The 15631-nt window shown below is 66.6% G+C and carries 11 protein-coding genes and 1 tRNA gene; 8 read left to right on the forward strand and 4 right to left on the reverse strand.

Annotated features, from left to right (window positions below; genetic code table 11):
• Window positions 1-39: 39 nt before the first annotated feature.
• Genes NG698_RS00990 through NG698_RS01000 form a run of 3 tightly spaced genes read right to left on the reverse strand, consistent with a single transcriptional unit; the run spans window position 40 to window position 5037 of the window.
• Window positions 40-2526 (reverse strand): transglutaminase TgpA family protein, encoded by a 2487-nt coding sequence (locus NG698_RS00990; RefSeq protein ID WP_252607822.1) that lies wholly within the window; start codon window positions 2524-2526, stop codon window positions 40-42.
• The gene (locus NG698_RS00995; protein ID WP_252607823.1) at window positions 2523-3926 is read right to left on the reverse strand and encodes a DUF58 domain-containing protein; all 1404 of its coding nucleotides are present in this window, start codon (window positions 3924-3926) and stop codon (window positions 2523-2525) included. Before NG698_RS00995 ends, NG698_RS00990 begins: the two co-directional genes overlap by 4 nt.
• A gap of 13 nt (window positions 3927-3939) precedes the next feature.
• A complete protein-coding gene (locus NG698_RS01000; protein WP_252601041.1) occupies window positions 3940-5037 on the reverse strand; it encodes an AAA family ATPase in 1098 nt (365 codons plus the stop codon).
• A 164-nt stretch (window positions 5038-5201) separates the two neighbouring features.
• Between NG698_RS01000 and NG698_RS01005 the strand changes: the two genes are divergently transcribed.
• The 5 genes from NG698_RS01005 to NG698_RS01025 all read left to right on the forward strand — a co-directional run bounded on the left by NG698_RS01005 (window position 5202) and on the right by NG698_RS01025 (window position 11421).
• Window positions 5202-6104 carry a TatD family hydrolase gene (locus NG698_RS01005; RefSeq protein WP_252601043.1) on the forward strand — a complete coding sequence of 301 codons (903 nt, stop codon included), beginning with the start codon at window positions 5202-5204 and terminating at the stop codon, window positions 6102-6104.
• A gap of 283 nt (window positions 6105-6387) precedes the next feature.
• Entirely contained in the window at window positions 6388-7539 is a 1152-nt protein-coding gene (locus tag NG698_RS01010; RefSeq protein ID WP_252607824.1) for a resuscitation-promoting factor, read from the forward strand.
• 184 nt (window positions 7540-7723) lie between these two features.
• Entirely contained in the window at window positions 7724-8596 is an 873-nt protein-coding gene (rsmA, locus tag NG698_RS01015) for a 16S rRNA (adenine(1518)-N(6)/adenine(1519)-N(6))-dimethyltransferase RsmA (RefSeq protein WP_252607825.1), read from the forward strand.
• Window positions 8593-9555, forward strand: coding sequence for a 4-(cytidine 5'-diphospho)-2-C-methyl-D-erythritol kinase (locus NG698_RS01020; RefSeq protein ID WP_252601045.1), 963 nt, complete (start codon window positions 8593-8595; stop codon window positions 9553-9555). Before rsmA ends, NG698_RS01020 begins: the two co-directional genes overlap by 4 nt.
• A gap of 39 nt (window positions 9556-9594) precedes the next feature.
• Window positions 9595-11421, forward strand: coding sequence for an ABC-F family ATP-binding cassette domain-containing protein (locus NG698_RS01025; protein WP_058929621.1), 1827 nt, complete (start codon window positions 9595-9597; stop codon window positions 11419-11421).
• Window positions 11422-12014: 593 nt separating this feature from the next.
• On the opposite strand, the gene NG698_RS01030 is transcribed toward NG698_RS01025, so the two are convergent.
• Window positions 12015-12659, reverse strand: coding sequence for a TetR/AcrR family transcriptional regulator (locus tag NG698_RS01030; protein WP_252601047.1), 645 nt, complete (start codon window positions 12657-12659; stop codon window positions 12015-12017).
• 149 nt (window positions 12660-12808) lie between these two features.
• On the opposite strand from NG698_RS01030, the gene NG698_RS01035 reads away from it, so the two are divergent.
• The 3 genes from NG698_RS01035 (at window position 12809) to NG698_RS01045 (ending at window position 15452) form a co-directional block, all read left to right on the forward strand.
• Window positions 12809-12880: transfer RNA gene (locus tag NG698_RS01035), tRNA-Gln, on the forward strand.
• A 110-nt stretch (window positions 12881-12990) separates the two neighbouring features.
• Complete coding sequence (gene glmU / locus NG698_RS01040; RefSeq protein WP_252607826.1) at window positions 12991-14472, forward strand: bifunctional UDP-N-acetylglucosamine diphosphorylase/glucosamine-1-phosphate N-acetyltransferase GlmU; 1482 nt, start codon at window positions 12991-12993, stop codon at window positions 14470-14472.
• Window positions 14472-15452: a ribose-phosphate diphosphokinase gene (locus NG698_RS01045; RefSeq protein WP_056348072.1), complete on the forward strand. Its 981-nt coding sequence runs from the start codon at window positions 14472-14474 to the stop codon at window positions 15450-15452. The genes glmU and NG698_RS01045 overlap by 1 nt, the downstream gene beginning before the upstream one ends.
• Window positions 15453-15631 lie beyond the last annotated feature (179 nt).

The raw sequence follows: 15631 nt of genomic DNA on the forward strand, positions 1-15631 counted from the left end.
CTTCCTCCACCGCCAGTAGGGAGCCGCCGCGGCGAGCCGCTATTGGCTACCACGCGGCCGGAACAAGCCGCCGCGTGCCCTCGACCAGGAGCGTGCGGCGGCTTTTGCCGTCCGGCGCGCCAGCCTGTTGAGCCCTCTGAACGGGGCAGCCAGGAGCCAGGCCCACCGGCCCAGAACCGACGGCGGGAGCCAGTCGGCACGGAGGCGTCGAGGGAGCGAGGCGTTGGCACGCAGGGAATGCTGCACCGCCGCGATGCGTGGGGCAATGGCCCCTGTCCTGCCGCGGCCGGCTGTGTCCTGGACAGGCGGGCCGTAGTGCCGGCGTTCAAAGTCGGAGGTGAGGCTGCGGATGGCTTGGTGCGCGGCGTCGTCCATGCCTCCATGTTCGCCGAGCAGCGATGAATGGCGGAGCCGTGTGGAATACGTCCGGGCTGTTTCGCTGGCGTCCGGTGGCAGTCCGTAGTCGGTTCCGAGATCACGGATTTCGGCCCACGCCAGCGGAATCACGTCCTCCCGCGCCCGGCCTTCGGTGCGGAGCCACCGGGCACGCCGCCCCATCCTCACCAGCCGCGGCGAGGCCGCCAGCAGGACGAGGCCCAGCGCGGCCGCCGTCCCCAGCAGCCATGGCAGGAGCAGCTGCCCGAGGTCCCCTGCGCCGCCACCTGCACCGGGGAGGGGCACGGCCGTGGCGCTTGGTGTGGGGGTCGGGGCGGTTGCGCCGGGAAGGAGGTCCTCGTTATTACCCAGCGAACCGGGGATGCCGGGTGTGCTGGTTTCCGTGGCGTACGCGGGTATGACACCACGCGACGGCGTGGGTTCGAAGGGCACCCACCCCAATCCCTGGAAGTAGAGCTCGGGCCACGCGTGGGCGTCCCGGGCGTCCACCTCATACTCCGGCAGCGCCCCTTGCCCGGCCACTGAAACCGTGGAACCAGTGCTTCGGCCCGGCGCGTAGCCAACCGCGATGCGGCTGGGGATACCTTCCAGCCGGGCCATCACGGCCATCGCGGACGAGTAATGGATGCAGTATCCGCTCTTCTGGGTCAGGAAATCGGCCAGCACCGAGAGCCCGTTACCGTCGTAGCCGCCCTGGACAGGTGACTGGAGCGAGTAGGTGAACTCCCCTGAGCGAAGGTATTTCTGGATGGCCATGGCCTTGGCGAAGGGTGTGTCACTCGAAGCTGTCACCGTGTCAGCCGTGCTGCGGACGATGTCCGGGACGTTGCCGGGAACCCTGGTGAAGTCGGCCGGGATTCCCTGCACGGCCTGCGACGACTGTTGAAGGAGGGTGGCCGTGAGCTTCGGCGCCGTGGACACCACAAGGTATTGCTGTGACCGCGTGTTGGTGTTGGAACCCTTGACGGCCAAGGTGGCCGGGTCCCATGTCCAGGCGCCATTGAGCCCGCGGATTGTTTCCGGCGCGTACGGCAACGGCAGGTACGGGCTGGTGAACGTGCCCGTATCCACGGCAGTCACCTGGCGGAGCTGCTCCTCGGCGACGATCTCGTGGCCCGTCTCAAACTGTCCGGCCACGGGGCGGCGCTCTGCGTCGCGGTCATCAGGTCCCCAGGATTCGCCGTCGAAATTGTCAACTGTGACGGACCGCAGATACAGCGGCCCGGCCGCGTTGGTGGCATAGGTGATCCGCCCGCTGCCGGCCGGTGCCCGCAGGCTGTTTCCCAAGGTAATTATGGGGTTCAAGCCGGTCCCGGCGCCCCACGGGTTCAGCCGGGAGCCCTGCGGAAACGTGCCGTGGTCGAACCCGGGGATGGCCGCCGGCACTGCCAGTGTTGCCACCAGTGCCACGGTTCCGGTCAGCATGGCCCGCCGGAACTGGCCGGGATTCCGGCCGCTGTCGGCCGCAGTGCGGGAATCCGGTGCAAACCACTGGCTGAACGCGAGGATCAGGAGGTACCCGGCCGCCGTGGCAGTGAAGCCCCAAACCCCCACGCTCTGGGGCTTCACGGTGGCGGGGACTACCAGGATGGCCAGCAGGCCCAGTCCGGTTGTTGCCGGCATGCCAAGCGGTACGGCCAGCGCATCGATGAGGATGGCTGTCAGGCCCAGGGCTGCGCAGCTGACCATAACGATTCCGGCGTTCGGGGCCACCGGGGCACTTTCCGCAAGTACCGTCTCGCTCGCCCGGCGGACGAACCTGTCCACTTCAGCCAGGGTTGCCCCGGACGGGATGAAACCGGCAATGCCCGTGCTCCGGAAGAACGTCAGGGTGAGAATCGCGATCAGGGAGGCAAAGCCGCCGGCAGCCACCACGAGAGGATGGGCCCGCAGCGCGCGGAGCGTGGCGATGGTCAGGCAGACCACCACCACCGTGGTCAAGAGGGGCAAGTACCAGGCCCAACCCCGCAGGACACCGTTGAGGGAAATCGCGGCGCCGGCCACGGACAGGGCGACGGCGCCGGCCATGGCCCAGTGGTACGCCCCGACCCGCGTCCGTGCCGGAACCTGGCCCGGGGCACCTGTGGCTGCCTGCCCGCGGGACGCGTTGCGTTCCGGTGCCAGTGTCACCGTCCCACCGCCGCTCCGCGGCGTACGTCTGCCGCTGCCGTGGCCGGCGCAGCACCACCCTGGTCGAAGTGCGCCCAGGCGTCCGGGACCGGAACCGAGGTTGGCACCGCCACTGCCCGCCAGCCGCCCCGGCGGAGGGCCTCCAAAGAGTCCTCGGAATCCGCGGGCCTCTCGGAAACGATGATGGCGAAGGCATTCGCGCCATAACCCGCCGCCGGAGCGAGGGCTCTGGCCTCGCTCGGAGAGATCCTGCCGAGCACGGCAATAAGGGGCCCCCGCATCCGGTGGGCGGAGAGTTTGTCCATCAGGTGATCGTCGAAAACGGCCGGTCCGGCATCCTGGCCACCGTGGTCCCGGGCAGCGTGGTGCGGACCGGACAGCTGGATGGCGGCGAGGCTTTCGGCGATCGACTGGAGCCCGGACACTCCGCTGAACTCTTCCGCTTCCGGTTCCGGTGCGGACGGGGAGCGGAGGAACGCGGGTTCGCCGCGGGGGCCCAGGAGGCGGAGGGCGTAGTTCCGCTCCGACAGGTGCCTGCAGATGGAGATCGCGGCCACCACGGCCCACTCGAACGAACCGCTGGTGATCATCTCGTGGCCGTCCACGGCCGCATTGCCCCCGAAACCGGATCCGTGCCCGCCGGAAAATGCCGCGAACCGTTGGTCAAGGATGATGGTGGCCTCCGGCGTCGTGACGGACTCCTCCTGGCGCACCATCAGGGCGCCGTGGTGCGCGGTGGCCGCCCAGTGCACCCGGCGCATGGGATCGCCCGGGCGGTATTCGCGGGTCATGACGTCATCGTCGCTGGGGTTGGCGCGGGTACGGGTTGCTGTGATGCCGTCGTTGCCGCGGGCTCCCGCGAGGCCCGTCACGGGAAGCTCGACGGCGGCGGGCGTCACGGTGAGTGTGTCGCCGTCGTCAATTGACCGCCTGTGCAGGGACAGCCCGAACGGATCCGTGAACTCTGCGGTTACCGGGCCGATCAGGTACTGTCCGCGTTTGGTGGAGCGCAAGTGGTATTCGTACCTGCTGGTCCCGCCCTTGGCCGAGCGGGCGGGGAAATGGAAGGCCGGGGACTCGCCGAACCGTGGCGGCAGCCGTTCCTCCATGATCGCCCGGCCGCCCCCGTAACCGGTCCGCGCCACGGCGAGCCGCACTGTGGTGGCGGCGGAGGTCTCCACCGGGGACGGGTTGAACTCGCGGTAAACCTGGAACCGGGGCTTGAGGAGCCTGATCCCGGCCAGCGAAACCAGGGGAAGGACGATGAGCAGGACACTCAGGCTCAGCAGGTCCCGCCGCCCCATGATCTGCGCAGACAACAGGCAGACGGCGCCGGCGGCCAGGAGCCCCCAGCCACGCTGGCTGAACAGGTGCCGGGGCAGTCGGTCACGCAGCGCCATATGACGGCCCTGCCTAGTGGTTCCGCCGCAGTCCGGCCGGCGGGGCCGGGTTGTTCACCGGGTCCTGGTTCACCGGGAGCCGGGAGAGGATGCCCCGGATGACGCTGTGCGGGGTCTCGCCGGCGCCGGCCGCCTTCCGGTCCAGGATGATCCGGTGGGCCAGCACGGATTCCGCCACGCTGACGACGTCGTCTGGCAGCACAAAATCACGGCCGTCCAGCGCCGCCGTGGCCTTCGCGGCCCGGAGCAGCTGGAGCATGGAGCGAGGGCTGGCGCCCAGCCGGAGCAGGGGGCTTTCGCGCGTTGCGCGGCCTACTGAGACGGTGTATTCCTTGATGGCCTGGGAGACGTAAACCTGTTGGACCGTGGCGATCATCGCTGCGACGTCCGCCGAGGTGACCACAGCGGAGACCTTGGTCAACGGGGAGGTTGCCTGATGGGTCTCCAGCATTTCGATTTCGGAGTCCTTGTCCGGATAGCCCATGGAAATCCGCGCCATAAAGCGATCGCGCTGGGCCTCGGGGAGTGGATAGGTGCCTTCCATCTCGATCGGGTTCTGGGTGGCCACCACCATGAACGGTTCGTCGAGTTTGTACGAGTCCCCGTCCACGGTCACCTGGTGTTCCTCCATACACTCCAGGAGGGCGGATTGGGTCTTGGCGGACGCGCGGTTGATTTCATCGCCAATAACAATGTTGGCGAAGACGGCACCCGGGCGGAACTCGAACAGCCGCGACGCCTGGTTATAGATGGACACGCCCGTCACGTCCGAAGGCAGCAGATCAGGAGTGAACTGAATGCGGCTGACCGTGCAGTCAATGCTCCGGGCGAGGGTTTTGGCCAGGAGGGTCTTGCCCACACCTGGCACGTCCTCCAGGAGCAGATGGCCCTGGGCCAGCAACACCGTCAGGGCAAGCCTGGCCGCATCCGACTTTCCGTCAATGACGGTGTTGATCGAGGCCAGGATCCGCTGGCTGGCCGCGTGGAATGAGTCCGCGTCCATGGCTGCTGCCTTGTAACCGTTGAGATGGCCCACCTGCTCCGTCACGGGGGTAAAGTTCCGGCTGGCAGGGGTTACCTCGTTGACGGCGGTGCGGCGGTGGGAGTCCATCTGCAACCTTTCAGTCCGGGGATCACCCGGAACGGGACAGCAGGCCTGCCTTCGCCCGGCGGTGGGCGTTCGCATCTGTTCGTACCAGCCTACTAACACAACTGCCCTTGCTGACAGAGAGTTCCGGGAATTCTGCCGCGATCCGCCGCCGCTAGGCTTGAGGGATGTGCAATTCGCTGATTCCCGCCGCTTACCGTGCCGCCGGGGCGGACCCTGCAGACGCCGGCCGGCAGGCGCGGCAGGACTATCCGCCGGCGCCGGAGCCGCTGCCGGTCCCCGTGATGGACAACCATACGCACCTGGATTTCCCCGATGGCGAGAGCCCGGTGGGCATCGCCGCGGCGTTGGATGCGGCCCAGGCGGTCGGAGTGCAGGGGGCCGTCCAGGTGGGCTGCGACCTGGAGTCCTCCCGGTTCACGGTCCGCGCCGTTGACCTGGACAGCCGGTTGCTTGGGGCAGTGGCATTGCACCCCAACGACGCCCCGGACTATGCCAGGCGCGGCGAGCTGGAAGATGCGCTGGCGGAGATTGAGCAACTGGCCGCCCACCCCCGGATCCGGGCTATCGGCGAGACCGGCCTTGATTTCTTCCGCACCGAAGGGGAGGGCCTGGCCCACCAGCGCTATTCGTTCCGACGGCATATCGATATTGCCAAGCGCCTGGACCTGACGCTGCAGATCCATGACCGCGATGCGCACGACGACGTCGTGCAGGTCCTGCGCGAGGAGGGGGCTCCGGAGCGGGTTGTGTTTCATTGCTTCTCGGGTGATGAGGCGCTCGCCAGGATCTGCAATGCCGCAGGCTGGAACATGTCCTTTGCCGGCACGCTGACCTTTAAGAATGCGGCTAACCTCCGCGCCGCGCTGGGAGTGGCGGACCCGGACCTGGTGCTGGTGGAAACGGATGCCCCGTTCCTGACTCCGCATCCGCACCGCGGCCGTCCCAACGCCAGTTATGTGGTGCCGTACACCGTCCGCGCCATGGCCGAATTGACAGGAACTGACCTCGCGGAGCTCTGCACCCGGATTAGCGAAAATACCGTGCGGGCGTACGGATCGTGGGACTGACCTGGGCCTCGTCACATTGCTTGGTTCACATACCTCGTATGTAAATTTCTTGGCCGCTTTATAACGCTACGGTTACAGTGGAGAACTATTAGCCGGGGTCGGGGAAGGCCTTCGGATAATTTCACTTCATGCGCAGCAGGACCAGACAGGGCTTTGATGCCCTCTGCCTGCCGCGCGGAGTGTGGCGGCGCAACGGTGCCCGGAGCTTGTCCCCAGGGTCATGCGCCGGCTATTTCACTGCGTTTTTCCCCGTGCCCGGATGGATCTAAAGTTACGGGCAATCGTGGTCAAGCTCTTCACAACGGACGGTAAGTTCAGTTTTATCAAGGTGGGCACCCAACTGGTGGTGCTGTGTGCACTGGTGTTGGGGCTCGTGGCCTTCGTCGGAAATAACAAAACCGTTACCCTCAACGTCGACGGAAAAGTGACTTCGGTCCAGTCCTTCGGCGGCACCGTGGGCCAGGTCGTAAAAAGCGCCAACGTAGAACTGAAGCCGGCTGACCGCGTCTCGCCCTCGGCGGACGCCAAAGTGGAGAACGGCACCGTGATCAACGTCAACATGGCCAAGGCCGTGAAGGTCAGCCTGGACGGTTCCGAAAAGACCATCAACACCACGGCGCCGGATGTTGCGGGCCTCGTCACCGAACTGGGAGTGGCCAGCTCCTCCTCCGTTTCCGTCCCGAAGGACGCCCAGCTCGCCGTGGCCGGATCGTTTGTCTCCATCTCCACGCCCAAGACAGTCAGTATCGTTGCCGACGGCAAGGCCTCCACGGCCACCACCACCGCGGGGACCGTCGCCCAGGTGCTGGAGGACGCCGGCATCACCCTCGGCGTCGACGACCGTACTTCCCAGCCGGGCAACGCGCACGTGGTCAACAACATGGTGGTTAAGGTCTCCCGGGTGGATACCAGCCAGACCGCGGCCACTACTGAAGATGTTGCTTTCGACAGCATGACCACTGAGAGCGCTGAGCTTCTCAAGGGCGAGAAAGAGGTCACCCAGGCCGGCGTGGCCGGCAAGGTGGATAAGAGCTTCAAGCTGGTGATGGTTGACGGCCGTGAAGCCTCGCGGACGCTGGTCTCCGAAACTGTTTCCGTCCAGCCCGTGACAGAAAAGGTCACGGTAGGCACCAAGGCAAAGCCCGCAGCCGCCGCCGGAATGAACACCGGCGCCTCGGCCCCGGCCATGATGAACGAGGCCATGTGGGACAAGATCGCCCAGTGTGAGTCCACCGGAAACTGGTCCATCAACTCGGGCAACGGCTACTACGGCGGCCTCCAGTTCGACATCCGGACCTGGATCGGCTCCGGCGGCGGCGCCTACGCCCCTAACGCCAGCCTCGCCACCAAGGCACAGCAGATCGACATCGCCAACCGCGTGTACGCACAGCGTGGCCTGCAGCCGTGGGGCTGTGGCTGGGCCGCTACGAGCTAGGCACCAATGAGCACCTGCGCTGGCGGCAGCTGACCACAGCCGCCAGGCAAGCAGATGACAGCGGCCGGCCCCGGATTGTCCCGGGGCCGGCCGCTGCCGTTAAGCGGAAACATACACCGCGAAACACGCATGATCCGCGCGGAAAGCGGATGGCCCGTCACCGCGGCCGGGATAGGATGCCTAGGTGACTGAACCGACTGCCGCCGCGCCCGCACCCCTCTTCGGTGCTTCCGACATACGCCGGCTGGCGGAAGAAATCGGTATCCGGCCCACCAAGACACTGGGACAGAACTTCGTCATCGATGGCAACACCATCCGCCGGATCGTCTCCGTTGCCAACATCGGGCCAACCGAGACGGTGCTGGAAGTCGGGCCGGGCCTTGGTTCCCTCACGCTGGGCCTGCTGGATGCCGCGCAGACGGTGGTCGCCGTCGAAATTGATCCGGTCCTGGCGGCAAAGCTGCCGGAAACCGTGAAAGCATGGCGGCCGGACGCGGCGGGCGCTTTCCACCTGGTCCAGGCGGACGCCATGAAGGTCACATCGCTTCCCGTTGAGCCCACCGCCATTGTGGCGAACCTGCCCTACAACGTGGCGGTGCCGGTGGTCCTGCACCTGCTCCAGCATTTCCCCAGCCTGCAGCACGGTCTGGTGATGGTCCAGGACGAGGTGGCTGACCGGCTGGCCGCGGGGCCAGGATCAAAAATCTACGGGGTGCCCTCGGTCAAGGCGGCCTGGTACAGCAGCATGCGCAAGGCCGGGGTGATCGGCATGAACGTCTTCTGGCCTGCGCCGAAGATCCAATCCGGGCTCGTGGCCTTCACCCGGCGGGAACCGCCTGAAACAACCGCCACCCGTGAGCAGGTGTTCGCCGTGATCGACGCCGCCTTCGCCCAGCGCCGGAAGACGCTGAGGGCCGCCCTGGCCGGCTGGGCGGGCGGCGCAGCCGAGGCCGAGCGCTGCCTCATCGCCGCAGGAGTGGCTCCATCGGCCCGGGGCGAAGTCATCGACATCCACGCCTTCGCCCGGATTGCCGAAGCCCGCGAGGCCGGGTCGTGAAGGCAGCCGCCGGGAAGTTTCCCGCACGGACGGTCCGTGTGAAGGCGCCCGGCAAGGTCAATGTTTCCCTGGACGTGGGGCCCTTGCGCGCTGACGGCTACCACTCAGTTGCCAGCGTGTACCTGGCCGTTTCCCTCTATGAGGAAGTGGCTGCCACCAGCACGGAGATGCCGGGGATCACCGTCAGCATCAGTCCTGACAGCACCCTGGACCTGGACGGCGTGGATATTCCGCTGGACGAGAAGAACCTGGCCTACAAGGCCGCAGCCATCATGGCCGATGTCTCCGAGCATTCGACCGGCGTGCACCTTGAAATCACCAAGCGGGTCCCCGTGGCCGGGGGCATGGGCGGCGGCTCGGCCGATGCCGCAGCCACCCTGCTGGCCTGTGACGCGCTCTGGAACAGCGGGCTGTCGCGGGATGAGTTGGCCCATCTGGCCGCCGAATTGGGTGCCGACGTTCCTTTCTCCCTCCTCGGCGGAACCGCCGTCGGGCTTGGCGTTGGCGACGACCTTTCGCCGGCACTGGCCAAGGCCCAAACGGACTGGGTCCTCGTGGCGGCGGACTATGGGCTGCCCACCCCCGAGGTCTTCCGCGCCCTGGACCGGCTCCGGGAGGCAGAAGGACTGGACGTTGCCGAGCCCACGGCCGTGGATCCCAAGATCCTGCAGGCGCTGCGGAGCGGGGACGCCGATGCCCTGAGCCGGGTCCTGGTGAACGATCTGCAGCGGGCTTCCATTGAACTTTCCCCCGCGCTCCGCGATACGCTGGGACGAGGTGAAGCGCTCGGCGCCCTGGCCGGAATCGTATCCGGTTCCGGACCCACCGTGGCGCTGTTGACCCACAATCCCGCCGCAGCCGAAAACCTGGCGGAGGACCTGCGGCACTATGGGCTGACGGCATTCCCTGTCCACGGGCCCGTGCATGGGGCGCGCATCATCTCCGATACTCTCCTTTAAGAGTCCCCTTCCTTACTGAGCAGCAGAAAGCAGTCCCTCTTGGCACACCTTCTTGGCGGCGAAAACCTTACGGTTTCGTACGCAACGCGCACCGTCCTGGACGGCATCACCCTCGGACTCGAGGAAGGTGACAGGATCGGCATGGTGGGCCGGAACGGCGACGGCAAGTCCACGCTGATGCGCCTGCTGGCCATGCGCTCCACCCCGGACTCGGGCCGGGTGACCAAGCGCAGCGAAGTCAACATCGGCTACCTGGACCAGAGCGACGTGCTCGACGGCGACCTCACAGTCGGCGCTGCGATCGTCGGCGACCAGGCCGACTATGAATGGGCCCGCAACCCCCAGATCCGCGAAGTCATGGGCGGCCTGGTGTCCGACGTCGACTGGCATGCGAACGTCCACGCCCTCTCCGGCGGCCAGAAGCGGCGGGTGGCGCTGGCCAAGCTGCTGATCGAGGACCATGACGTCATCATGCTCGACGAACCGACCAACCACCTCGATGTCGAAGGAGTCGCCTGGCTGTCCCGGCACCTGAAGACCCGGTGGCGGGCCAACCAGGGCGCCTTCCTGGTGGTCACCCACGACCGCTGGTTCCTGGACGAAGTCTGCACCAAGACCTGGGAAATCCACGACGGCATCATGGACCCGTTCGACGGCGGCTACGCGGCCTACGTGCTGGCCCGTGCCGAGCGTGACCGCGCGGCGAATGTTATGGAAGGCAAGCGTCAGATGCTCGTGAAAAAGGAGCTCGCCTGGCTGCGCCGCGGCGCTCCGGCCCGCACGGCCAAGCCGAAATTCCGCATCGAGGCCGCCAACGCCCTCATTGCCGACGTCCCCGAGCCGCGTGACTCCACAGCCCTGAGCAAGATGGCCACCGCCCGGCTCGGCAAGGACGTCCTGGACCTTGAGAACGTCTCACTGGACTTCCTCGGCGGCGACCCCGGACAGAAACTCTTCGACAACATCACGCTGCGGCTTGCCCCCGGTGAGCGGCTTGGCCTCGTGGGCGTCAACGGCGCCGGCAAGACCACCCTGCTGAAACTCCTCAACGGCGAGATTGAGCCGTCATCCGGCAAGGTCAAGCGCGGCAAGACGGTGGTCACCGCCGTGCTGACCCAGGAGGTCAAAGAGCTCGACGACGTCTCGGACCTGCGCGTGATCGAAGTCATCGAGCGCGAAAAGCGGTCCTTTAACGTGGGCGGCAAGGAATTCACGGCGGGCCAGCTCGTGGAGCAGCTCGGCTTCACCAACGAAAAGCAGTGGACCCCGGTCAGGGATCTGTCCGGTGGTGAGCGCCGGCGCCTCCAGCTCCTGCGCCTGCTGGTGGGGGAGCCGAACGTGCTGATGCTCGATGAGCCCACCAACGACCTCGACACCGACACCCTCGCCGCCGTCGAAGACGTCCTTGACGGCTGGCCTGGCACGCTCGTTGTGGTCAGCCACGACCGTTACCTGCTGGAACGCGTGACGGACCACCAGATGGCGCTGCTTGGTGACGGCAAGATCCGCGCCCTGCCGCGCGGCGTGGACCAGTATCTGGAACTCCGCGAATCCGCCCTGGCCGGCTCCACGATCACCGGCGGCGGCAACCCCGTCACCGGTCCGAGCGGCAGCTCCGCACCCGCTGCCTCCGGTTCCTCCGAAGCCGAAAAGCGCGACGCCCGGAAGGCCAAAAACCGGATCGAGCGCCAGCTGGGCAAACTGGAGCAGCAGGAAAAGAAGATTCACGACCAAATGGTCAAGAGCACCGCAGCATCCGACTTCGACGCCCTCGCCGACCAGAACAAAAAACTCAAGGACCTCGCCACCGACCGCGAAGCCCTGGAACTCGAATGGATGGAAGCCCTGGAAGTCCTCGGCGAGTAGCCCGGCGCTACTTGGGTTGGGTTGGGTGCCGGAGCCGGCCCTTCCGCGTCGCTTAGACGCAGGGCAAAGGGGACGCTCCGGTCGCTGGGCGACCTCCGCGTCCCGATGCCCTGCGATGCGCTCCTTGCGGAAGGACCGCCTCCGGCGAACGTGAGCCCGGCTTCCAGCGCGAGGGGACACTTAAGCCCCTCCGCCTTGGCGCGAGGGGACACTTAAGCCCCTCCGCCTTGGCGCGAGGGGACACTTAAGCCCCTCCGCGTTGGTGACGGTCGCTCACGAGGGGAGTCACCACTGTGCCGTGGAACAGCGGGCAACCCGTCGGCAACTGCGGTCGGCGGAGATCGCCGACCGGAACTTTCGGCAATAGCGGGGCGGGGGACCTTCGCGTAGTCGCGCATCGCGGGCCATCGGGCACACAAGGTCGCTCAGCGACCGTTGGGCCCCTATGGCTCGAAGCGTCGTCCCGAGGGCCCCGACGCGAGCTTGCGAGTGTTGGGAAGGGACCAACGCGCTAAGCGACGGCGAAGGGCTCCTGCGCCGCGTAGGTGACCACGAGCGCACGCAACCCCGGGACACTTCGCTCGCGCAGGGGCTTAAGTGTCCGTTCGCGCTGAATCTTCGGTGCGGAGCTCGGGGTCTTTTTGGAGGCCGGTGAGGCCGTTCCAGGCGAGGTTGACCAGGTGGGCGGCGACGGTTTGTTTGTCGGGCTGGCGGCTGTCCTGCCACCATTGGCCGGTCATGGCCACCATGCCTACGAGCATCTGGGCGTACATCGCGCCGTCCTGGGCGCTGAAGCCGCGGCGGTGGAATTCGTCGGACAGGATGTGTTCCACGCGGGCGGTGACCTGGGACAGCAGAGTGGAGAAAGCGCCTTCGGGCTGCGATGGCGGTGCGTCGCGCATGAGGATCCGGAAGCCCTCCGCCCGGTCCTCGATGTAGGTGAGGAGGGCCAGGGCGGCGCGTTCCACCAGGACACGCGGTTTGCCCTCTTCGGTCAGGGCAGCGGTGATCGAGTCCAGCAGGATGTGGAACTCGAAGTCCACCACCTGCGTGTACAAGCCCTCCTTGGAGCCGAAATGTTCGTAGATCACGGGCTTGGAAACGCCGGCGCAGGCCGCGATTTCCTCAATGGTGGTCCCGTCGAGCCCGCGAGCGGCAAAAAGGCCACGGCCGACGTCTACCAGCTGGCCGCGCCGCTGTACGCCTGTCATCCGTGTCCGGGGTGGGTTGTTGCTCACATTTCCATCATGCCCTAGCGCTGCTGAAACAGTTGGAACCGGTGGCGGTGCACTGGCCTGGCTGCCGTGATTCCTGCCAATGTCGCGGGCTGCCCTGAAGCCATGGCAAAATAAATACTTGTGCCTTGGCCTTTGCGCCTGTGGCATGGTCCGCCCTGGTGTAATGGCAGCACCCCGGCCTTTGGAGCCGTGGAGTATAGGTTCGAATCCTATGGGCGGAACTGCTGTGCGAAGACCGTCCAGTAGGATGAACTCGGTGCCCCGCCGTGAATTTTGGCCGGACAGGCACCGCGCCCAGCGCAACGCGCAACCAAGCAAGGAGAACCCGTACGTGATCCCCGAGAATACCGGCCCAGCCGCCGTCATTGTTCTGGCAGCAGGCGCCGGTACCCGGATGAAATCCCGTACCCCGAAGATCCTGCACGAAATCGGCGGCCGGTCCATGGTGGGCCACGCCCTGCTGGCAGCCCGCAGCATTAACCCCGGACGTCTGGCCCTCGTGGTCCGCCACGAGCGGGATCTGGTTGCCCGCCACCTGAACCAGCTGGACCCCGAAGCCCTGATCGTGGACCAGGACGACGTCCCCGGCACCGGCCGCGCCGTTGAGGTGGCCGTGCAGGCACTGGACGCCCAGGAAAAACTTGCAGGCACCGTCGTGGTCACTTACGGCGATGTTCCGCTCCTGACCGGCAGCCTGTTGGCGGACCTGGTGGCCACACATGAGCGCGAAGCCAATGCCGTTACCGTGCTCACCGCGCTGCTGGACGACGCCACGGGCTACGGACGCATTCTCCGCGGCGATGACAGCTCCGTGACCGGCATCCGCGAGCACAAGGACGCAACGGAAATCGAACGACTGATCCGCGAGGTCAATTCCGGGATCTACGCCTTCGACGCCGACGTCCTCCGTGACGCGCTGGTCCACATCACCACTGATAACTCGCAGGGCGAAAAGTACCTCACCGACGTGCTGGGCCTCGCGCGGCAGTCGGGCGGTCGGGTGGCCGCCGTCGTCACCGAGGACCGCTGGCAGGTGGAGGGCGCCAACGACCGCGTGCAGCTCTCCGCCCTCAGCGCGGAACTGAACCGCCGCACCGTTGAAGCCTGGATGCGCGCCGGGGTCACCGTAGTTGACCCCGCCACCACCTGGATCGATTCCACTGTCACCCTGGACGAGGACGTCCGCATCCTGCCCAACACGCAGCTGCACGGTGCCACCACCGTGGCGAGGGACGCCGTCGTCGGCCCCGACTCCACCCTGACCGATGTCCGCATCGGCGAGGGCGCCAAGGTGACCCGCACGCACGGTTCCGGCGCCGTGATCGGTGCGGACGCCGCCGTCGGCCCTTTCACCTACCTGCGTCCCGGCACAGTGCTCGGCGACACCGGCAAGATCGGTGCGTTCTACGAAACCAAGAACGTCACGATTGGCCGCGGCTCCAAACTTTCCCACCTCGGCTACGCAGGCGACGCCGAAATCGGCGAGGACACCAACATTGGCTGCGGCAACATCACGGCCAATTACGACGGCGAGAAGAAGCACCGCACGGTGATCGGCTCGGGCGTCCGCACAGGTTCCAACACAGTCTTTGTTGCACCGGTCACCGTGGGGGACGGTGCCTACAGCGGCGCCGGCGCGGTGATCCGCAAGGACGTCCCGGCAGGGGCGCTCGTCGTGTCCGTTGCAGCGCAGCGCAACGACGAGGGCTGGGTTGTGGCCAACCGCCCCGGCTCACGCTCGGCGGAACTGGCTCAGGCCGCCGCCTCAGATTCCTCACATACCCCAGCATCGACAGAAGAGGACCAGCGATAATGAGCGAAATTACGGCACGCGGCGAGAAGAAGCTGGTACTTGCCGCTGGGCGGGCGCACCCCGAGCTGGCGCGGGAAATCGCCAAGGAGCTGGGTACCGAGCTGCTGCCCGTGGATGCCTACGACTTCGCCAACGGGGAGATTTACGTCCGCGCGGGCGAAAGCGTCCGGGGAACCGACGCGTTCGTCATCCAGGCCCACCCGGCTCCGCTGAACAACCACCTCATGGAACAGCTGATCATGATCGATTCGCTGAAGCGGGCCTCCGCCAAGCGCATCACCGTGGTGTCCCCGTTCTACCCGTATGCGCGGCAGGACAAGAAGGGTCGTGGACGCGAGCCTATTTCCGCCCGCCTGGTGGCGGACCTGTACAAGACCGCCGGCGCTGACCGCATCATGAGCGTTGACCTGCACACCTCGCAGATCCAGGGTTTCTTCGACGGGCCTGTGGACCACCTCATGGCCATCCCGCTCCTGGCCGATTACATCCGTACCCGCGTCGCCGCCGACAACGTCACCGTGGTGTCGCCGGACACGGGCCGCGTGCGCGTCGCGGAGCAGTGGGCCGAACGCCTGGGCGGAGCGCCGCTGGCGTTTGTGCACAAGAGCCGTGACCTTACCGTTCCCAACCAGGCCGTCTCCAAGACTGTCGTGGGCCAGATCGAGGGCCGGACCTGCGTCCTGATCGATGACATGATCGACACCGGCGGCACCATTTCCGGAGCGGTCCAGGTCCTGAAGAACGCCGGGGCGAAGGACGTCATCATCGCCGCGACGCACGCTGTGTTCTCCGAGCCCGCGGCCCAGCGGCTGTCCGAATCCGGCGCCCGCGAAGTGGTGGTCACCAACACGTTGCCCCTCACCGCGAATCAGCAGTTCCCGCAGCTGACGGTGCTATCCATCGCACCGCTGATCGCCCGCGCCATCCGCGAAGTGTTCGACGACGGTTCGGTCACCAGCCTGTTCGACGGCAACGCCTGATTCCAGCAGGGGGCTGGTGGAGACCGCCGTTTTCAGTAATTTGGCCCGGCGCTGGTAAGCTTTTTCACGATACCTTGGCGAGGGAGAGCATCCGGGAAACCGGACTGCAGGTCTCCGTTATCGACTGGGTCTGAATCTCCCTTCTGGAAGGGCGGCCTCACGGCCGCCCGGCGTTGAAG

The sequence above is a fragment of the Pseudarthrobacter raffinosi genome (assembly GCF_023913735.1).
In the GTDB taxonomy this organism is placed as follows: Bacteria; Actinomycetota; Actinomycetes; order Actinomycetales; family Micrococcaceae; genus Arthrobacter; species Arthrobacter raffinosi.